Here is a 19,109-nt window from a genome sequence, read left to right as displayed (position 1 = left end):
CAGAGAGGCTCCGCCTCGGACCGCCGAGCAGGCCAGTTGAGCTGGACAAATAGCCTGTGGCCCACCTCGGGCCAAGCTCACGCAGGGACCTGCGGCCCGATCTTGGCCGGCCGCCGCCACCCGCTGCGCCGATGTCCGGCCGCCGTGGCGACCGGCTGTGCCACCCAAAGTGGCTGGTCAGAACCTATGTCTGCAAAATGTGGAGCGGGCAACACAACGTTACGCCCGCTCAAAAACTTGACACAAACGTCGAGAATCTGGCGACCAAGGATCTAGCGCGGTGCCGTAGAACTGGGCCAATTCGGCTGGGTCGGCGCAGTCAAAGCCGACTCCCCCGTAACGGGCCTTGGCGGACATTCCGGCGGACGTTGTCGTTGTCGTGGCTGTCTTCTCGCTCATGGTCGGCAACTCTAGGATCTGACCCGGTCAGAAACGGTCCTGGTTATCGGGCAGACTGGCGGCTGTGGTGAACACCTCAGGCCGACTGCTGCGATTACTGACCGTGCTGTCAACGGGGCGGTCATGGACCTGCGCCGAGTTGGCCGGACAGCTCGGGATCACCGAACGCACTGTGCGGCGTGACATCGCACGGCTGCGGGAACTCGACTACGTCATCGAATCGACCATGGGCCCGTGGGGTGGCTACCGCCTCGGCCGCGGTACACAGGTGCCGCCGCTGATCTTCGACGACGAGGAGGCACTGGCGGTAGCGGTCGGGCTGCGTACGGCCGCACTGAGTGGCGTTGCCGGCAGTGACCAGGCCGCCCTGTCCGCGCTGCTGAAACTGCGCCAGTTGCTCCCCGCCCGGATCGCCGACCGGCTCGGTGAACTCGACGTCGCGGTCACCCACACCACACCCGACCGGACGAACAACAGATTCTCTCCCGCGCTGTTACTCGACCTGGCGACCGTTTGCCGACGCGGCGAACGGATCCAGCTGACCTACCGCGACCGTCATGGCGCAACATCCAGCCGCCAGGTCGACCCCTACCGTCTCGTCTACACCGGCCGCCGCTGGTACTTCGTCGCCCATGACAAGTCCCGGCAGGACTGGCGCACCTTCCGGGCCGACCGGATCGTCGAAGCCACCAGCACCGGCCAACCTGCGATCCTGCCCGACCAACCAGACTCGGCCGACATGGTGGGCAGGGGCATCGCCGTCGGCCCCTACCCAGTACGCGTCACCATCCGGCTCGAGGCATCCGCTGACGAAGCCCTGCGTGTGGTGCCACCCACCGTCGGTGTCCACCATCCCGACGGCGATGACGCCACGATCGTCGACATCGGCGGGCCGGACGCCGATGGCCTGGCCCGCTACCTGCTAAGCCTCGGCCGGCCGCTACGAATACTGCACCCCGACGAGGTGCGCCAAGCGTTCCTGACCCGGGCACGACAACTACTCCAGGCCAACGGCTGAGTGGCGCATTGATCCAACCAGCCTGACTTTCGGCCGGCATGATCCTCACCGCATCGGGCGACCGGGCACACCCTTAACCCAAGATCAGCCCCCGGAATCCGCCAGGTCAGCCATATCCGTTGGTTTTTCAGCGCGCACGTGGCCGAGATGGCGAGCAGACCTGCGGCGCTGTCGGCCAGGAGCTGAGAGTCCGCGCGCGACTGGTCCGGTTCCGCGGGCGATCTGGAGTGGTCCTGCTGGACCCGCCGCCCGGCTCAGCCGCGCCGCCGCCAGGGCAGGCGCCAGCGCCACCGGGTCGTGGGCTTGGCCGCCTGCGCCACCTGTCCAGGCTGCGCCGCCGCGACCCGCCCGGCCGCCGTCCGCTCCCGGTCGGCCCGCCACCGGCGTACGGTGTCGTCGGCGTTGACCGGCCGGACCACCACCCGCGGGCCGGTGGGCGTCCGCAGCCACGCCACGATCTGCGCGTTCAGGTCGGCGACGAAGGCCCGCACCGACTCCTCGGTGGGCAGGTCCCGCACCTCGTCCGGCACCTGCTCCACGCGGCGGCGCAGCTGCAACGGAGTCGGCAGCAGCAGGTCACTGGGGAGCGCCTCGCGCTCCAGGAAGCTCTTGATCCACCAGGATTCGTCGTACGGCAGGTCCCGGCCGGGAATCGGCTTGCCCGCCCCAGGCAGGTTGTCGAACTCGCCGCGCTCCTGAGCCGCGCGGATCTGCGCCTCGACCGCCGCCTCCCAGCCCGTCGTCACCGCCGTCACCTCCCGCATCCACCGTATCGGCTGCTCGCGCTCGATTTTCAGCGCGTGCCAGCGGCCGAGCATTCCCGCCGCGGCGCGCGGACGCGGGTGGCCCGGCGTACATTCCTGGCGTGGGTCGGCGGTGCTCGTACCCGCAGAAAGGACACCCCCGTGCGCGACTGGCTCATCGGCCTCGGCGTGGCGCTGGCCTGCCTGATCGCGAGCTGGGCCCTGCTGGTGCTGCTGGCCCGGCGGCTCCCGCCGGGCATCCTGCGCGACCTGGCCGCGTTCATCCCCGACTGTCTGACCACGGTGCGCCGGCTGCGCCGGGACCCGCGGGTGCCTCGCCGAGCCAGGATCGCGATCGTCGTCGCTGGGCTCTGGCTGGCCAGCCCGATCGACCTGATCCCCGAGTTCCTGCCGATCATCGGCCCGCTCGACGACATCGTGGTGGTCGCCCTCGCGTTGCGCTACGCCGGCCGTCAGGTGCCCCGACAGGTGCTGCTCGACGCCTGGCCCGGTGAGCCGCGCCTGCTGCTGCGGCTGCTCGGCCCGGCCGGCAACGGCCCGACCGGCGCCGAGCCGGCGCAGCGCTGACCCCGCCGGTGGGCACGCTGCTGGCCACCTCGGCGGCGGCGTTCCTACTGGCCTGCTGTCGACGGTGACCGGTTTCGGGGGCGGCGGCGTGCTGCCGGTCCTTGCCAGAGATACGAGGCTAGGCGGCGCGGTCGGCCGGCGGGGCGGCGGACGCGGCGCGCTGCGCGGCTAACGACCTGGGCGTCGCTGACCGTCCCCTTCTTCCTGGGTTACGGCTTGACCCGAGCCGGGGTACGTGGGCACCGAGGCCGCCGCCGCGCTCACCCTGCACCTGTCCAAGACCGTCGGGTACGCCGCCGCCGGGCTGATCGTGCGGGACGTCCTGCTGCTCGGCGCGGCGCTCACCCCGGCCACCCTCGCCGGCGCGTGGGTGGGCCGCCGCGTCGTCGGCCGGATCAATGACCGGGTCTTCGTCGTCCTCGTCGAGGCCGGGCTGGTCGTCGCGGCGGCACTCCTGCTCGCCGGCCGGTGACCGGCTCGCCGAACCCCTGCCATGGCCGCCCGACCGGCCTAGGGTGGGTGGCAGAAGGCTGACCTGAGCAGGCAGGACCGTTCATGGTCGGTGCGGCATCCGGGAGGAGTGGACGTGACAGATCCGGACGAGAACCGCGAGAAGACCCACAAGACCGACGACGTGCTCTTCTCCACCGACGGGGATCCCCACCACCACTTGGAGCAGGCGCCGCAGCCGGACGAGCACCTCGCCGTCCAGTTCATGCACGACGACGAGACGGAGACCGTCGGCGAGGAGTGAGGATCAGCGTGGCGGATCGCCCGGATCGTCGGACGGCTCAGCGGAGTTTCGGGTCGAGGGCCTCGCGGACAGCCTCGCCGAGCATCACGAAGCTCAGCACGGCGGTGACGAGGAACGCGGCGGGGAAGAAGAGCAGGAAGGGCGAGACCCGGATGTAGTTCTGCGCCTCACTGATCATGATGCCCCACGACACGACCGGGGTCTTCAGGCCGATGCCCAGGAAGGACAGCGCCGAGCGCGCGCGCCGCGAAAATGTAGTCGGCTTCCCGGCATGGTCAATCCTGGTCGAATGTGGAGGAGACGACCGGAGGGTGTGCCAGCCGGGCGCGGCTAGACCGCCAGCGCACGTGCCGGTGCCCGTCGCGGGGGAACGGTGGCCGGGCCGGCAGCACCTCCTGGAAGACGTACCCGCTCTTTTCCGCCACCCGACAGGAGGCGGGGTTGTCCACCTGGTGCAGCAACTCCAGCCGGGTCAGCCCGCCCGCCGCGAAGCGGCCTAACGCCCAGTCGCTGACGGCGGTGACCGCGCGCGGCGCCACGGCCCGCCCCCGGGCCGGCGCGGCGGTCCAGTAACCCACCTCCGCGTACGGGCGCCCGGGGGTGACGTCCTTGAGCACCACGTTGGCCACCAGCCGCTCGCCGTCCGGCCCCGGCTCCAGCACGGCGAAGCTGAACCGCCGGCCGGCCGCCCAGCCCTGCCGGCTGCGCCGCAGGAACGCGCGGGCGTCGGCGGTGGTGCTGACCGGGTACCGGGTCCAGCTGCGCAGCACCGGGTCCCGGTACGCCGCCAGCAGCGCGGCCACGTCGTCGTCCCGCCACGGGCGCAGCAGCAGACCTGGCGCGGTGGGGGTGGACGCGGCACGTAGCTCGATCGACATTTCGGTAGTGTCGCCCGCCGAGCCGGTCCTGGCGAGTCCCCCCGCGCAGCCGTCGGTGCGGCGCGCCGCCCGGGAATGTCGGTACGGGTTGGTAGACCTGCGGTGATGACCTCGACACCGATCACCTTCACGCTGACCCCGCGCGGGCCGTTCTCGCTGGCGGCCAGCATCCGCTTCCTGGAGGGCTTCGCCCCGGCCCGGTACGTCGGCGCGGGCGACCCGGTGCTGCGCCTGGCGTTCCCGCTCGACGGCCGGTGGACCCCGGTCGGGCTGCGGGTCCGGCAGGACGCCGACGGCGTGGTGCACGCGCAGGCACACTCCCCCGCCGACCCGCCCGACGGGGCGGCCGTGCGGGCGCAGCTGCGCCGGATCCTCTCCCTGGACGTCGACGGTTCCAACTTCACCGCGATCGGGGAGCGGGATCCGGTGGTAGGCGGGTTGCAGCGCCGCTACCCCGGTCTGCGCCCGGTGACGTTCTGGTCCCCGTACGAGGCGGCGTGCTGGGCGGTGATCAGCCACCGGATCCGGATCACCCAGGCCGCCACGGTCAAGGCCCGGCTGACCGAGCGGCTCGGCACCCCGGTGGAGCTGCCCGGCGGGCCGGTCACCGCGTTCCCCGGCCCCGCCGAGCTGCTGCGCGGCGTCGAAGCCCTGACCAGCATGGGCGGCCTGGCCGGCCGGAAACCGGAGTGGCTGTGCGGGCTGGCCGCGGCGGCGTTGGACGGGCGGCTCGACGCGGGCCGGCTGCGGGAGCTGCCGCCGTCCGAGGCGCTGCGCGAGCTGGCGGCGCTGCCCGGGATCGGTCCGTTCTCCGCCGAGCTGATCCTGCTGCGCGGCGCCGGCACCCCGGACGTGGCGCCCCGGCACGAGCCGCGGCTGCGCCAGGCGGTCCGGGACGCGTACCGCCTCGACGGGGACGTCGACGACGACACGCTGACCCGGATCAGCGACGGGTGGCCACCGTACCGGACGTGGGTGAGCCTGCTGCTGCGCACCTGGCGGGAGGACGAGACGGGCGAGATCGCCGGCCGCCGTCGGCGGTGACCGCAGGCCCGCAACTGTTCGCGCGCCGTTGGCGAGGAATTCGATGGCGGCGCGGGCCAGGCCCGCCCCTTGAGCCGGCGTGGCCGGGACCGCCGGGCACGGGCGCGGGCGCGTAGGGTCGCGGCAGGCGAAGCGGTGGGAGGGCACGTGGTCACGGTCGGCGCGCTGGTGGGAATCGGTCTGGTCGCGTTGGGCCTGGTGCTCACGCCCGGCCCGAACATGGTCTACCTGGTGTCCCGGTCGGTGACCCAGGGCCGCCGGGCCGGGCTGGTGTCGCTGCTCGGCGTGGCCGTCGGGTTCCTGGTCTACCTGGCCGCGGCGGTCGCCGGCATCGCCACCGTGTTCGTGCTGGTGCCCCCGCTGTACGCGGCGGTGAAGCTGGCCGGGGCGGCGTACCTGCTGTGGCTGGCCTGGCGGACGTTGCGCCCCGGCGGCCGGTCCGCGTTCACCCCGGCGCCGCCGCTGCCGCCGGACCGGCCGCGGCGACTGTTCACCATGGGTTTGGTCACCAACCTGCTCAATCCGAAGATCGCCATCCTGTACGTGTCGCTGCTGCCGCAGTTCATCGACCCGACGCGCGGGCACGTGGCGGTGCAGAGCCTGCTGCTCGGCTTCACCCAGATCGTCATCGCCCTGACGGTGAACGGGCTGATCGTGCTCACCGCCGGAACGGTGTCGGCGTTCCTGGTCCGGCGGCCCGCGTGGGCGCGCGCCCAGCGGTACGTGATGGGCAGCGTGCTGGCCGCCCTGGCCGTACGCATCGCCGCCGACCGGTCCCGCGCGGCGGTCGCCACCCCCTGACCGCGCCGACGCGGGCCAGGCGGCCGGGGTCAGAGCGCGTCGGGCTGCCCCAGCGCGGGGTGCCGCTCGCCCGGCCGGGCGTGCCAGGTGGGGGCGTCCTCGCCGATGGTGGTGTCGATCCGCAGCCGTGACCAGTCGTCCAGCTCGGGCAGGCCGTCGGGGTGGAACCAGCCGACCTCGAGGGACTCCTCGCCGTCCGCGGTGGCCGTCCCACCGACCGGGCGGCAGCGGAACCAGACGTTGAGATATTCACAGGCGTCGCCGTTGGGGTAGACCACCGGATGGGTGGCGACGCCGCCGACGCGTTCGATCTCGACCCGCACCCCGGTCTCCTCGAAGACCTCCCGCAGCACGGCGTCGGCCGGCTGCTCGCCCGGGTCGACCACCCCGGCGGGCAGCGACCATCGGCCGTTGTCACCGCGGCGGGCCAGCAGCAGCCGCCCGGCGTCGTCGCGCACGACGGCCGTCACGCCGGGCAGCAGGAGCAGATCGTGGCCGATGAGCTTGCGCATCCGCGCGATGTACGGCGAGAGGGGCACCCCGGCACCCTACCGGCCGGTGTCGTGGTGGCGCCGGACCATGGTGCCGGCCAACGGTGCCATCCAGGTCACCGGCGGCGATCCGCGCCGCGACGGTACGCCGCACCAGCCGGTCGGCCGGCGCGGGCGCGTGCCGGGGCAGGGCCAGGGCCAGCGCCGAAGGCTGACCCGGACCGGCCCACCACTAGACTTCGCGCTCGATGGACGTCCAGGCCACCCCCGCCGACACCCGCCCCTGCGCCCACTGTGGACGGGAGGTGCCGCAGCGCGCCGGTGCGGGCCGGCCGTTCCGGTACTGCCGGGACAACGACGGCGCCTGCCAGCGGGCGTCGCGCAACTCCCGGATGCGCCACCGCAACTCCCCGGGCCTGCCCGGCCAGGTCGCCCGCACGTGGGAGGCGGTGGACCGGCTCGACCAGATCGTGGACACCCTCACCGAGGCGCTGCACGCGGAGCTCTCCCCCGCCGGGGTGGAACGGCAGCTCGCGCAGCTGCGCGCCGAGGCGGCCGCCCAGGTGGCGGCCGCGCACACCGAGCGGGACGAGGCCCGCCGCGACGCCGAGGACGCCGCCGCGGCGGCGGTCCGCGCCCGGCAGGAGGCCCGCGCGGCCGCCGCCGACCGGGATGCGGCCCGGGAACGGGCGGAGCGGGCCGGCGAGGAGGCCGGCCGCGCCGTCGGGCGGGCGGAGCAGGCCGAGACGGCTCGGGACGAGGCCCGGCGGGAGGCCAGCGCGGCGCAGGCGCTGCGGGTGCAGGCCGAACGGGACCGCGACGCCGCCCGCGCCGAGCTGCGTACCGTCCGGTCGGAGCTGGCGGGCGAACGGCGCCGGCTGACCGACCTGACCGCCGAGCGGGATGCCGCGCGGGGGGACGCCGAGCGGGCCACCCGCTCGGCCGGTGCGGCCCTGGAGCGGGCCGAGCGGCTGCGCGCGGAGGCCACGCAGGCCCGCGCGGAGGCCGACGCCGCCCGGGCCGAGGCGGCGCGGGCCCGCGCGGACGCCGCCGAGGCCGACAACGTTCGGCGGCAGGCGGACGACGCCCGGGGCCGGGCGGAGGCCGCACGACAGGAGGCCGTGGCGGCGGCCGCCGCAATCGGCGCGGAGCTGGCGGGCCGGACGGGTGAGCGGGACGGCCTGGCGGCCGAGCTGGCCGGCGCGCGCGAGGCCGCCGCCGCCGTCCAGGCCCGGCTGGCGGAGCTGACCGTACGGCTGGAGTCCGCCGAGGCCGACCGGGACCTGGCCCAGCGGCGGGCCGCGCAGCTCGCCGACCAGGTCAGCGACCTCGCCGGCGCGTTGGCCCGGCTCAGCTCCCGCCAACCGGACAACGCCTGACACCCACGCCGCCACCCGGTCGGCCTCGCCTCGCCACCCCCACGCGGTCACCGGGGCACCCGCCGGGAGTGATCGCCCGCACGTCACCGCAGGCTGGGACGGGACAGCGGAACGCCCCCGCCGGCGGCGATGATGCCGGGGTGGGAAAGACGTACGAACGCATCGACGGCCGGCTCCGCTCCTTCATCGAGGAGCAGCCGATGTTCTTCACCGCCACCGCGCCGCTGGCCGGCGACGGCACGATCAACCTGTCCCCGAAGGGCCTGCGCGGCTGTCTCGCCGTGGTCGACGACCGCACGGTCGCCTACCTGGATTTCGCCGGCAGCAACGCCGAGACGATCGCCCACCTGCGGGAGAACGGCCGGATCACGCTGATGTGGTGCGCCTTCTCCGGCCCGCCGAACATTGTGCGGGTGCACGGGCGGGGCGAGCCGGTGTTCCGCGACGATCCCCGCTGGGCCGGGCTGTTCCGGCTCTTCCCCGACGTCGACGCCAGCGTGCACGGCCTGCGGGCGATCGTGGTGGTCCACGCCGAGCTGATCCGCGACACCTGCGGCTACGCGGTGCCGCTGATGGCCTACGAGGCCGACCGCGACCTGCACGGCAGGCGTTTCGCCCGCGAGGACGACGCGTCGCTGAGCGCGTACTTCGCCGGCAAGGAGCATGTGGCGACCAGCATCGACGGGCTGCCCGGGCTGCCGCTACCGCTACCGCCGACCCCGATGGTGTGACGGCCGGGCCGGTCAGTGGATGCCGGCCATCAACTGCCGGATCTGCCGGGCGAACATCAGCGCGCCGAGGCCCAGCGCCACCGACGCCAGGCCGAAGGTGAGGAAGTACGTCGGCTCGGGCCACGACTCGGCCAGCCGCGCCACCTGACCGCCGATCGCGTCACCGACGGCGGTGGCGAGGAACCACAGGCCCAGCATCTGGCTGGCGTACTTGACCGGGGCGAGCTTGGTGGTGGCCGACAGGCCCACCGGGCTCAGGGACAGCTCGCCGGCGACCTGGATGGCGTACACGGCCACCAGCCACCACGGGGAGACCAGGTCACCGCCCACGGCGGCCTGGGCGGCGGCGGCCATCAGCACGAACGACAGTCCGTTGAGGACCAGACCGACGCCGAACTTCACCGGGGTGGAGACCCGGTGCCCGAGGCGCAGCCACAGCCAGGCGGCCAGCGGCGCGCCGATGATGATCAGGATCGGGTTGACCGACTGCAGCCAGGACGCCGGGAAGGTGAACCCGAGCACGTCCCGGTCGGTCTTGTCGGCGGCGAAGATGTTCAGCACCGACCCGGCCTGGTCGTAGATCAGCCAGAACGCCGCGGCGAAGACGAACAGCCACAGGTACGCCTTCATCCGGCTGCGCTCGGTTCCGCTGATCTCCTGGTCGGTGAGGATCCGGGCGAAGTAGCCGATGGTCACCAGCACGGTGACGATGGTGAGCAGGTTCACCACGCTGTTGACGGTGAACAGCCCGGCCAGGGCGAGGACGGCGAGCAGCACCAGCACCGCCAGGGTGACCAGGCCGATGCGGGTCAGCGCCCGGCGCCGGTCCGCGCCGAGCAGCGGGTCGACGGGTCGGGCGCCGGCCTCGCCGAGGTTGCGCCGGCCCAGGACGTACTGCGCCACCCCGAAGGTCATGCCGATCGCGGCGGCGCCGAAGCCCAGGTGCCAGTTGATCTTCTCGCCGAGGAAGCCGGTGACCAGTGGCGCGATGAACGCCCCCAGGTTGATGCCCATGTAGAAGATGGAGAACCCGGCGTCGCGGCGCGGGGAGTCCCGGTCGTACAGGTCACCGACCATGGTCGAGATGTTGGGTTTGAGCAGCCCGGTGCCGAGCACGATCAGCGCCATCCCGGCGAAGACGGTCCACCGGGCCGGGATCGCCATCACGTAGTGGCCGGCCGCGATGACCACGCCACCCCACAGCACGCTGCGCCGGGCCCCGATCAGCCGGTCGGCGACCCAACCGCCGGGCAGCGCCATCAGGTACACCATCGCGTTGTAGGTGCCGTACACGGCGTTGGCGGTGGACTCCCGGATGGCCAGGCCGTCGTCGGCGACCGAAGCGGTGAGGTAGAGCACCAGGATCGCCCGCATGCCATAGAAGCTGAACCGTTCCCACATCTCGGTGAGGAACAGCGTCGACAGCGCCCGCGGGTGACCGAAGAAGGTCTTCCCGCCGGGCGGCCGGGCCTCGACCGGCGCGTCACTGGTCATCGTCACCTCCCGCACACCTGGCACGGCTGACACCCGCGCTGCCGGCCGCCTCGGGCGGCTAACATCCCCTTTGACGGCAGAAACACTCCACCGTTTCGACCCGGCCGGGGACGACCCCGCCGGGTTCCGGTCATGGCCGGCTACCCTTGCAGGGGTCGCGGGGCCGGATCACCCACCCGGGCGGGAATGCCTCGGCGGCGACGGACCGTTACACGTGTAGACCAGCACCACGAACGAGGGGAAGTCGATCATGGGCGACCGTATGCTGCGCGGAAGCCGCCTGGGCGCGGTGAGCTATGAATCCGATCGCAACACCGAGCTCGCGCCGCGGCAGACCCGCGAGTACCTGTGCGCCAAGGGCCACCAGTTCGAGGTGCCGTTCGCCGTGGACGCCGAGGTCCCGATGACCTGGGAGTGCAAGTTCGACGGCAGCGTCGCCCGGCTGGTCGACGGCAACGAGCCTGAGCAGAAGAAGGCCAAGCCGCCGCGTACGCACTGGGACATGCTGCTGGAGCGCCGCTCCATCGCGGAGCTGGAGGACATCCTGGCCGAGCGGCTGCAGGAGGTCCGCACCCGCCGCGGCCGCGCCTGAGCCACCAAACGCCGAAGCGCCCCCGGGAGTTTCTCCCGGGGGCGCTTCGTCATGCCTGGTTCAGGACCGGCCGGGCTCGATGATCTCACCCTCGATGGCCCGACCCGGGTCGGTCACCGGCTGCGGGGGCGCCGGCTCGTGCCGCGGCGCGCCCCGACGCACCCGGACCCGGCGCGGGCCGAACAGGTCACCGGCGACCATCGACGACACCCGGCGCTCCGCGGCACGCTGCACGCCGACGCGGGCGAGCCGGCGCAGCGGCGGCACCAGCAGCAACAGCCCGACCACACCGCTGAGCAGCCCCGGCGTCGCCAGCAGCAACGCCCCCGCCAGCCCCACCAGCCCGTCGGTCACCTGCGGGCCCGGCGGCTGCCGGGACTCGACGGCGGCCCGGAAGCCCCGCCACGCGCGCATCCCCTCGCGGCGCAACAGCACCAGCCCGAGCAGGGACGCCGCGAACACCAGCAGCACCGCGGCACCGAACCCGATCCCCCGGCCCACCAGCACGAACACCGTCAGCTCCAGCACCGCGAGCAGCAGCAGGGCCGGCGGTACGAACCTCAGTCCTCGGCGCATGTCACCTCATCTGCCTGGGGCGGCCGGAAACCCGCCCTGTCCAGCATGACACGACACCGCTCAGGGCCACCGGACCTGACCGTCGGCGGTGCCGTACAGGCCCCGCCGCACCGCCGTACGCCGGTCCTGCACCGCCCACCCGGTGATCCGCCACAGCGCCTCGGCCACGATCAGCGGGCTCATCTTGCTGTCGCCGTGCTCCCGCTCGGCGAAGGTGATCGGCACCTCGACCATCCGCACCCCGGCGCGGTGCGCCAGCCGGGACAGCTCCACCTGGAAGGCGTACCCCCGGGAGGAGACCGACGCCAGGTCGATCGCGTCCAGCGCCGTCGACCGGTACACCCGGTAGCCGCCGGTCGCGTCGGAGACGGGCATGCGCAGCGCGAGCCGCGCGTACAGGTTGCCGCAGCGCGACAGCAGCAGCCGGCGCAGGGGCCAGTTCACCACCCGCGCCCCGCGCGTCCACCGGGAGCCGATCACCACGTCGGCGTCGCGGGCGGCGTCCAGCAGCGCCGGGAGGTCCTCCGGGGCGTGCGAGCCGTCGGCGTCCATCTCCACCACGGCGTCGTAGCCGCGCCGCCGGGCCCAGGCGAAACCGGCCAGGTAGGCCGCGCCGAGCCCTTCCTTGCCCTCGCGGTGCAGCACGTGCACCTGAGGGTCGATGCGGGCGAGGGTTTCAGCGATCGCACCGGTGCCGTCGGGGCTGTTGTCGTCGGCGACGAGGATCTCCACCCCGGGCGCGGCCTCGCGGACCCGGGCCACGATCCGGGTCACGTTGTCGGCCTCGTTGTAGGTGGGGATGACCACGAGGACCCGCCCCACCCCGGGATGGCCGACCGTACGACCGTCGGCTGCCTCGCCCACCGTGCTACCGCCTTCCGCCGACGTACCGGCTCCCGTCGTCCTAGCCGGGGGCGTCCTCCCGGCGGCGGCGCAGTACCGCCGCGCCGGCAAGGGCCGCGACGGCGAGCGCGGCGAGGGCCAGCTCGGGCCACACCCCCACCCGGGTGGCCACCGTACGACCGTCCCCGAGCTGCATCTGCCGGACCACCACGGCCGCGGTGTTGAATCCGGTCGCACCGTCTACCCGCCCGTCCGGGGTAACGAACCCGGACACCCCGACGGTGGAGGCCATCAGCGCGGACCGGCCGTGCTCGACCGCCCGCAGCCGCACCATGGCCAGCTGCTGGCGGGCCTCGGCGACGTCGAAGGTCGCGTTGTTGGTCTGCACCACCAGCAGCTGCGCGCCGCCGGTGACGGTGTCCCGGACGATGCCGTCGTAGGCGACCTCGAAGCAGATCACGTCGCCGAGCACCGCCGGCCCCGGGTCGAGCACGCCGGGGCTGGTGCCGGCGACGAAGTCGGAGCGGACCCGGTCGACCTCGGCGCTGATCTTGCGGGCGATCGCGCGCAGCGGGACGTACTCGGCGAACGGCACCGGGTGCCGCTTGGTGTACAGCTGGTCGAGGTCGGCGCCGCTGCCGGGGCGCCACAGCAGGCCCGCGTTGCGGACCTGCCCGACGCCCGGACCGAGCAGCACGGCGCCGACCAGGATCGGCGCGCCGATGGCATCGGCGGCCTGGGAGATCCGGTCCCCGGCGCCGGGGTTGCGCAGCGGGTCGATGTCGCTGGAGTTCTCCGGCCACACCACCAGGTCGGGGCGGCGCTGCGCGCCGGCGGCGACCTGCGCGGCGAGGGTCAGCGTGGCGTCGACGTGGTTGTTGAGCACGGCCTGGCGTTGGGCGTTGAAGTCCAGGCCCAGCCGGGGCACGTTGCCCTGCACGATGGCCACCGTGACGCGGTCGCCGCCGCCGCGCACGCCGACCGGCACGGCCGAGCCGGCGCCGAGGACGACGGCCAGCGCGGCGAGCAGCCCGGCCACCGGCCGCCACTGCCCGGCCTGGTGGCGCCAGTCGCGCCAGCCGAGGGCGACCAGCAGCCCGCCGGCGAGCGCGACGGCGAAGGTGACCAGCGGGGCGCCGCCGAGCGCGGCCAGCGGCAGCAGCGGCGAGGAGTCCTGGCTGAACGCGAGCCGCCCCCACGGGAACCCACCGAACGGGGTGCGGTCCCGCAGCGCCTCCTGCCCCACCCACAGCAGCCCGGTCACCACCGGCCACGCCCACCGGTGCCGCTGCACCAGGGGTGTCACCCAGGCGGTGGCCGCGCCGAGCAGGGCCAGGTAGCCGGCCTGCAGCAGGGACAGCAGCACCCACGGCAGGTAGCCGGTGTGCAGGTTCGTCCATTCCAGCAGCGGCGCGAACAGGGCCACCCCGGTCAGGAAGCCCAGCCCGGCGCCGGCGCGCAGCCGCCGCCGGTGCGTCGCGGCGGCCAGCAGTGCCACGCCGACCGGCGCGAGCGGCCACAGCCCGTACGGGGGAAACGCGCCCAGCAGCGCCAGCCCGGCCACGATGGCCATCGGCGCGGCCACTTTCAGCGGCAGCGGACGCGCGTGTCCGCCCTCGCGTGCCCCGTCGGTGGCACGCGTGTCTTCCCGGTCGAGCGTCGTCACCGGCACCTCACCACGATCACGCGCCGAAGGCTACCCGGCCGGGGCGGTCCACCGCCGCCGCGGCCGGGTGCGGCCGGGCGCCGGCCCGCCGCGGCCTTCCGCCCGGCCGGGAGAGGCGGCCGCTCCCCCGGGCGTCGGCCCTCAGCGGCGGCGGGCCACCAGCACGGCGTCGTGGATGGTGATGTCCCGGCCGTCCGGGTCCACCGCGGCTCGCGGCCGGGTCTCGGCCGCGCCCACCTGCCACTGCCCGGGGTCGAGCGAGGCGGCCACCTCCTCGGCGGTGAACATCATGTCCGGGAAGTGCTGGCGGTGCGCGCTGGTGCGCAGGTCCGACGGGTGGTGCCCAACGATCAGCAGGGTCCCGCCGGGCGCCACCGCGTCGGCCAGCCGGGCGAACAACGCCCGCCGCGCGTCGGGCGGCAGCTGCATGAACTGCGCCGACACCAGGTCGTACCGGCCGGCCGCGGGCGGCTGCTCGCGCAGGTCCGCCCGGGTCCAGGTGATCCGCCCGGCGACGTCCGCACCGGCTGCGGCGGCGTGGTCCGCGGCCCGTCGCAGCGCGGTCTCGGCGATGTCGACCCCGGTGACCTGCCAGCCCCGCTCGGCGAGCCAGATGGCGTCCGCGCCCTCGCCGCAGCCCACGTCCAGCGCCCGCCCGGGTGCCAGCTCGGCGGCCTCGGTCACCAGCTGCGGATTGGGCCGTCCGCTCCACAGCGCCGGCCGCGCCTGGTAGCGCTCCTCCCAGGCGGCCCGTTCGAACATCCGGTGCGCATCGTGCCGGTAGCGGACGACCGCGTCGTCGGTGTCCGCGGCGATCAGGTCGGCGTTGATCGCCGCGGCGGCGTTGAGTCCGGCCGCCGCGGCCGTGATCACCTGCGCCCGCACGTCGGCGACGTTGCCCGCCACCCACACCCCGGGTACGGCGGTGGCGCCGGTCGCGTCGGCGGGAATCTGCGCGCCGACGACGTGACCGCCCAGCTCCACGTCGACCGGCTTCAGCCCGAGCGAGCGCAGGACCCCGGAGCGGGCGGTGAGCCGGGCGGCCACCACCACGGCGTCGAGGTCCACGACCTCGCCGGAGGCCAGCCGCACCCCGGTGAGCGCGTCGCCGGTCACCGCCAGTCCGGCGACCGGGCCGTCGACGACGGCGATGCCCCGGGCGGCCAGCCGTTCGGCCTCCTCGCCCTCCGGCTTCGCCAGGCCGTGCAGCAGCAGCGTCACGTGTCGGCTCCACTGCCGCCACAACTGCGCCTGGTGCACCGCGAGCGGCCCGGTGGCCAGCACGCCGATGCGCTGGTCGCGGACCTCCCAGCCGTGGCAGTACGGGCAGTGCAGCACGTCGTGTCCCCACCGCTCGGCCAGCCCGGGCACGTCCGGCAGTTCGTCGACCAGCCCGGTGGTCACCAGCAGCCGGCGGGCCCGCACCGCCCGCCCGTCGTCGAGGCGGACCAGAAAGTCGTCGCCGTCGCGGCGCACGTCCTCGGCGGTCGCGGCGACGAACTCGCCGCCGTACCGGCTGATCTCGTCGCGGCCGTCGGCCAGCAGTTGGCCCGGTGGGGTGCCGTCGCGGCCCAGGTAGTTGTGCATCCGTCCGGCGGGCGCGTTGCGCGGCTGTCCCGCGTCCACCACCAGCACGGACCGCCGCGCGCGGGCCAGGGTCAGCGCCCCGCCGAGCCCGGCCGCGCCTCCGCCGATCACCACCACGTCGTAGCTGTCGCGCATCGTCGCCTCCCTCGTTTCGTCGTCGGGGCCCACCGTGCCCCGGCCCGGCAGCTGCGGCAAGTAATGTTGCCGGTATGGCAAACGAGGAGTCGGCGGTGCTGGCCGCGGTGGGTCCCCGGCTGCGCGCGCTGCGGACCCGCCGCGGCGTCACCCTCGCCCAACTCGCCGAGACCACCGGCATCTCGGTGAGCACCCTGTCGCGCCTGGAGTCCGGTGGCCGCCGGCCCACCCTGGAGCTGCTGCTGCCCCTGGCCCGGGCCTACCAGGTGCCGCTGGACGAGCTGGTCGGCGCGCCCGCCACCGGTGACCCTCGGGTGCATCCGCGCCCCATCGTCCGCCACGGCATCACGTTCCTGCCGCTGACCCGCCGTCCGGGCGGCCTGCAGGCGTTCAAGCAGATCCTGCCGCCGCACACTCCCGCCGAGCCGGAACAGCAGACCCACGAGGGCTACGAGTGGCTGTACGTGCTGTCCGGGCGGGTCCGGCTGCTGCTGGCCGAGCATGACCTGCTGCTGAGCCCCGGCGAGGTCGCCGAGTTCGACACCCGACTGCCGCACGCGGTCGCCAACCCCGATCCGCACCCGGCGGAGCTGCTCACCCTGTTCGGCCCGCAGGGTGAGCGGCTGCACGTACGGGCCCGCCCGGCCGGCAGCTGAGCCGCCTGTCGGACCCGGTGGCGCGACGACGTACGTGTTGATCCCGGGGCGCCGGCGCCAGCGGCTACCGGGGTGCGGCCGTCGGCTACTTCTACGAAGCGTCTCGATCGAACGGTCCGCAGTCGCGACTCAGACCATGCCAACAACCCGTTGCAACGAATCCTTTGCATAGTTATCTTGGCATGATGACGACCGAGGATCCGCACAAGCCTGGGTACGACTCCACGCAGGACGTAGTTCTCGACGCACGGACGCTACGCGGTGTAGCCCATCCACTGCGCCTGCGGTTGCTCGGCTCGCTGCGCCATGAAGGACCGCAGACCGCCACCCAGTTGGCCTCCCGACTCGGTGAGTCCAGCGCAGCGACCAGCTACCACCTCCGCACACTGGCCGCTCACGGCTTCGTCACCGACGCGCCCGAGCTGGGCCGCGGCCGGGAACGCTTCTGGCGCGCCGTGCATCGCTCGACCTGGTTCGACGCTCCCGACCGGGACGCGCCGGAGCGTGAACTCGGCGAGGCGTACCTGCGCACGGTCGCGCGGATGTACGCGGAGAACGTCGAGCGGTCCATCACCGAGCTGGCCGACTGGCCGCAGGAGTGGGTACGGGCGGCCAGCATGAGCGACCTCACGGTCAGCCTCAGCGCCGCCGAGGCGCAGGAACTCGCCGACGACGTGATGGCCCTGCTGGTGCGGTATCGGGACCGGGCGGCGGACCGGGCCAGTGACGGATCGGAACGCGTCGCGATGACCACGCAGTTCCAGATCTTCCCCCGGCGCGGCCAACTGGACGCACTGTTGGCTACGCGAACCGCGTCCGTCGGCGGGCCCGTCAACGCGGGTACTGAATCGTCCGGCACCACAGCCGATGAACCCTCCGACGCAGTGGGCGGGGACCGACCGTGAGGCGGCGGTCCGCGTACGGGCTGCTCATCGCCGAGGCGGTCTCGGTCACCGGGACCCGGATGTCGGTTGTGGCGGTGCCCTGGTTCGTGCTGCAGACCACCGGCGACGCCCTTCTGACCGGCGTCACCGCGTTCGTGGAGATGGGCGCCCTGGTCGCGGCGCGCGTACTCGGCGGACCGCTGATCGACCGCGTGGGGCCGCGGATGGCCAGCGGCGGCGGTGACCTGATCGCCGGGCTCGTGCTCGGCGTGGTGCCCCTGCTGTACGCCGCTGGCCTGCTCGCCTTTCCAGTCCTGCTCGTGCTGGTCGGGGTGGTCGGGCTGTTCCGCGGGCCGTCGGATAACGCGAAGTACGCGATGGTGCCCGATGTCGCGGCCGCCGCCGGCTGGAGTAACGAGCGTGCCGCCGGGCTGGCCGACAGCGTGCAGCGCCTCGGGTCGCTGATCGGGGCGCCGTTGGGCGCAGTGCTGATCGCTCTGGTCGGCGCTCCCGCGGTCATCGCGCTGGACGCGGCCAGCTTCCTGCTCGCCGCCGCGCTGGTGGCGACACTGGTCCGGGTCCGGCGGGCCGAACCCGACCCGGCCGAGGTGGGCCACCGCACCGGTGTCGGCGGCTACCTCGCCGACCTCGGGGCCGGGCTGCGCTTCGTCCGGCGTGATCCGCTGCTACGGGCGATCGTCGCGATGGTGCTGCTGACCAACCTGCTCGACCAGGCAATGACGGCGGTGCTGATCCCGGTGTGGGCGGCCGAGCGTTTTGATGACGCTGCACCAGTCGGGCTTGTGTTCGGCGCGGTGAGCGCCGGAGCTTTCGTAGGGTCGCTGCTCGTGTCGGTGTACGGCGCCCGATTGCCGCGGTGGCGCACGTACGCCGTGGCCTTCCTGCTCGGTGCCGTCCCGCGGATCTTCGTGCTGGCGCTGCCCGTCGGACTGCCCGTCATCGCGGGCGTCGCGCTCGTCGGCGGGGTGCTGATCGGGGCCATCAACCCATTGCTGTCCGCTGCGGAGTTCGAACGCATCCCAGCCGACCTGCGGGCGCGTGTCCTCGGCGCGGTCGGCGGCCTGGCGTGGGCCGGTATCCCGCTCGGCGGGCTCGTCGGCGGCGTGCTCGCGTCCACGCTCGGCGCCACCGGCGGCATCCTCATCGTGGGAACGGCGTATCTGCTGGTCACCCTTGACCCCCTGATCCGCAGGCACACCTGGCGGCTGATGAACCGGCCGGCTCCAACCACCGCCCCGGTCGCTGTGCCGGGCTGACTACGGCGTCACCGGCGCGAACCCAGGGGCGAACGGCTACAACCTGTCACCCTCGCTCACAACCGGATCCCTTATCGCTCAGGAGCGTCAACCTCGCGCCGCCAGTTTGGCAGCCGCAGCGGCCGGTAGCCGTCAGCGTCGAGCTGGGCGAGTTCGCCGTCGATGTCGACGCAGTGGGTTGCCGTAGAACTGCACGTTCTCGTGGTGGGTAGGTCTTGGCCAGCAGTTCGCCGTCGACGTCGCGGCGGTCGCGGCGTAGCGCGCCCACGGCCAGGCCGTGATACTCCGTGGACCGACGAAATCGGGGCGCGGCTCGCGCCGCGCCCCGATGCTCCCAGGCCCTTCCCGGCCGGTGGGGCGAGAGTGATCGACGCCGACCTTCGGACCGACCCGACGTGGACTGGCTGCCCCCGCCTGGCCGTTGTCTACTGGCCGTGCCTTTCACCCTGCCCGTACACCGGTAACCGCGGCCGGTTCGCGCCGCCCCGCCGACCCCCGCCCGCTGGACCTGGCCGCCGCGACGAGGTGCATAAGTGTCGCTCGGCCAGCGGACGAAGGGACGAAGCGAACAAC

At 73.7% G+C, this 19,109-nt stretch carries 21 protein-coding genes; 12 read left to right on the top strand and 9 right to left on the bottom strand.

The annotated features are described in order from the left end of the window. Positions 1–463 precede the first annotated feature (463 nt). Positions 464–1,417, top strand: a complete 954-nt coding sequence (locus tag I8N68_RS28890) for a helix-turn-helix transcriptional regulator (protein ID WP_200215809.1) — start codon at positions 464–466, stop codon at positions 1,415–1,417. Positions 1,418–1,671: 254 nt separating this feature from the next. Here the strand turns inward: I8N68_RS28890 and I8N68_RS28885 are convergent, their stop codons facing one another. Then, positions 1,672–2,163 (bottom strand): DnaJ family domain-containing protein, encoded by a 492-nt coding sequence (locus tag I8N68_RS28885; protein WP_307813014.1) that lies wholly within the window; start codon positions 2,161–2,163, stop codon positions 1,672–1,674. Between the two features lie 159 nt (positions 2,164–2,322). On the opposite strand from I8N68_RS28885, the gene I8N68_RS28880 reads away from it, so the two are divergent. The 3 genes from I8N68_RS28880 (at position 2,323) to I8N68_RS28870 (ending at position 3,502) form a co-directional block, all read left to right on the top strand. Further along, on the top strand, positions 2,323–2,748 hold the full coding sequence (locus I8N68_RS28880; protein ID WP_200215805.1) for a DUF1232 domain-containing protein: 426 nt from the start codon (positions 2,323–2,325) through the stop codon (positions 2,746–2,748). A 235-nt stretch (positions 2,749–2,983) separates the two neighbouring features. After that, positions 2,984–3,220 (top strand): hypothetical protein, encoded by a 237-nt coding sequence (locus I8N68_RS28875; protein ID WP_200215803.1) that lies wholly within the window; start codon positions 2,984–2,986, stop codon positions 3,218–3,220. A gap of 114 nt (positions 3,221–3,334) precedes the next feature. Beyond that, the gene (locus tag I8N68_RS28870; protein WP_200215801.1) at positions 3,335–3,502 is read left to right on the top strand and encodes a hypothetical protein; all 168 of its coding nucleotides are present in this window, start codon (positions 3,335–3,337) and stop codon (positions 3,500–3,502) included. Between the two features lie 37 nt (positions 3,503–3,539). Here I8N68_RS28870 and I8N68_RS28865 read toward each other — a convergent pair whose 3' ends face one another. Both I8N68_RS28865 and I8N68_RS28860 read right to left on the bottom strand, forming a co-directional pair. Further along, entirely contained in the window at positions 3,540–3,680 is a 141-nt protein-coding gene (locus I8N68_RS28865; RefSeq protein ID WP_234040778.1) for a hypothetical protein, read from the bottom strand. 97 nt (positions 3,681–3,777) lie between these two features. Beyond that, on the bottom strand, positions 3,778–4,380 hold the full coding sequence (locus I8N68_RS28860) for a GNAT family N-acetyltransferase (RefSeq protein WP_200215799.1): 603 nt from the start codon (positions 4,378–4,380) through the stop codon (positions 3,778–3,780). Positions 4,381–4,485: 105 nt separating this feature from the next. On the opposite strand from I8N68_RS28860, the gene I8N68_RS28855 reads away from it, so the two are divergent. Together I8N68_RS28855 and I8N68_RS28850 are read left to right on the top strand one after the other, a co-directional pair. Continuing rightward, the gene (locus I8N68_RS28855) at positions 4,486–5,424 is read left to right on the top strand and encodes a DNA-3-methyladenine glycosylase family protein (protein ID WP_200215797.1); all 939 of its coding nucleotides are present in this window, start codon (positions 4,486–4,488) and stop codon (positions 5,422–5,424) included. A 147-nt stretch (positions 5,425–5,571) separates the two neighbouring features. Next, positions 5,572–6,225: a LysE family translocator gene (locus I8N68_RS28850; protein WP_200215795.1), complete on the top strand. Its 654-nt coding sequence runs from the start codon at positions 5,572–5,574 to the stop codon at positions 6,223–6,225. Between the two features lie 29 nt (positions 6,226–6,254). Here I8N68_RS28850 and I8N68_RS28845 read toward each other — a convergent pair whose 3' ends face one another. After that, positions 6,255–6,764 (bottom strand): NUDIX hydrolase, encoded by a 510-nt coding sequence (locus tag I8N68_RS28845; RefSeq protein WP_200215793.1) that lies wholly within the window; start codon positions 6,762–6,764, stop codon positions 6,255–6,257. A 200-nt stretch (positions 6,765–6,964) separates the two neighbouring features. On the opposite strand from I8N68_RS28845, the gene I8N68_RS28840 reads away from it, so the two are divergent. Together I8N68_RS28840 and I8N68_RS28835 are read left to right on the top strand one after the other, a co-directional pair. Next, entirely contained in the window at positions 6,965–8,095 is a 1,131-nt protein-coding gene (locus I8N68_RS28840; protein WP_200215791.1) for a coiled-coil domain-containing protein, read from the top strand. 140 nt (positions 8,096–8,235) lie between these two features. Continuing rightward, positions 8,236–8,826, top strand: a complete 591-nt coding sequence (locus I8N68_RS28835; protein ID WP_200215788.1) for a pyridoxamine 5'-phosphate oxidase family protein — start codon at positions 8,236–8,238, stop codon at positions 8,824–8,826. Positions 8,827–8,838: 12 nt separating this feature from the next. Here I8N68_RS28835 and I8N68_RS28830 read toward each other — a convergent pair whose 3' ends face one another. Beyond that, positions 8,839–10,320 (bottom strand): peptide MFS transporter, encoded by a 1,482-nt coding sequence (locus I8N68_RS28830; protein ID WP_200215785.1) that lies wholly within the window; start codon positions 10,318–10,320, stop codon positions 8,839–8,841. A 250-nt stretch (positions 10,321–10,570) separates the two neighbouring features. Here I8N68_RS28830 and I8N68_RS28825 point away from each other — a divergent pair, with 250 nt between their 5' ends. Beyond that, positions 10,571–10,912: an RNA polymerase-binding protein RbpA gene (locus I8N68_RS28825; protein ID WP_200215782.1), complete on the top strand. Its 342-nt coding sequence runs from the start codon at positions 10,571–10,573 to the stop codon at positions 10,910–10,912. Positions 10,913–10,972: 60 nt separating this feature from the next. Here the strand turns inward: I8N68_RS28825 and I8N68_RS28820 are convergent, their stop codons facing one another. The 4 genes from I8N68_RS28820 to I8N68_RS28805 all read right to left on the bottom strand — a co-directional run bounded on the left by I8N68_RS28820 (position 10,973) and on the right by I8N68_RS28805 (position 15,719). Next, positions 10,973–11,488, bottom strand: coding sequence for an FxsA family protein (locus I8N68_RS28820; RefSeq protein WP_200215780.1), 516 nt, complete (start codon positions 11,486–11,488; stop codon positions 10,973–10,975). Positions 11,489–11,548: 60 nt separating this feature from the next. Further along, a complete protein-coding gene (locus I8N68_RS28815; RefSeq protein WP_200215776.1) occupies positions 11,549–12,352 on the bottom strand; it encodes a polyprenol monophosphomannose synthase in 804 nt (267 codons plus the stop codon). A 40-nt stretch (positions 12,353–12,392) separates the two neighbouring features. Further along, entirely contained in the window at positions 12,393–13,997 is a 1,605-nt protein-coding gene (gene lnt, locus I8N68_RS28810) for an apolipoprotein N-acyltransferase (protein WP_200215815.1), read from the bottom strand. Between the two features lie 141 nt (positions 13,998–14,138). Continuing rightward, positions 14,139–15,719: a bifunctional NAD(P)/FAD-dependent oxidoreductase/class I SAM-dependent methyltransferase gene (locus I8N68_RS28805; protein WP_200215774.1), complete on the bottom strand. Its 1,581-nt coding sequence runs from the start codon at positions 15,717–15,719 to the stop codon at positions 14,139–14,141. 74 nt (positions 15,720–15,793) lie between these two features. Here I8N68_RS28805 and I8N68_RS28800 point away from each other — a divergent pair, with 74 nt between their 5' ends. The 3 genes from I8N68_RS28800 (at position 15,794) to I8N68_RS28790 (ending at position 18,536) form a co-directional block, all read left to right on the top strand. After that, entirely contained in the window at positions 15,794–16,375 is a 582-nt protein-coding gene (locus tag I8N68_RS28800; RefSeq protein ID WP_200215772.1) for a helix-turn-helix domain-containing protein, read from the top strand. A gap of 185 nt (positions 16,376–16,560) precedes the next feature. Next, positions 16,561–17,280, top strand: a complete 720-nt coding sequence (locus tag I8N68_RS28795) for an ArsR family transcriptional regulator (protein ID WP_200215770.1) — start codon at positions 16,561–16,563, stop codon at positions 17,278–17,280. After that, positions 17,277–18,536 carry an MFS transporter gene (locus I8N68_RS28790; RefSeq protein WP_200215768.1) on the top strand — a complete coding sequence of 420 codons (1,260 nt, stop codon included), beginning with the start codon at positions 17,277–17,279 and terminating at the stop codon, positions 18,534–18,536. Before I8N68_RS28795 ends, I8N68_RS28790 begins: the two co-directional genes overlap by 4 nt. Positions 18,537–19,109: the final 573 nt, after the last annotated feature.

Origin of the sequence: Micromonospora coerulea, from assembly GCF_016598485.1 — a bacterium.
Lineage (GTDB): Bacteria > Actinomycetota > Actinomycetes > Mycobacteriales > Micromonosporaceae > Micromonospora > Micromonospora coerulea.
Note: the sequence above shows the minus strand (reverse complement) of the source record. Positions and strands in the feature narration are given on the sequence as shown.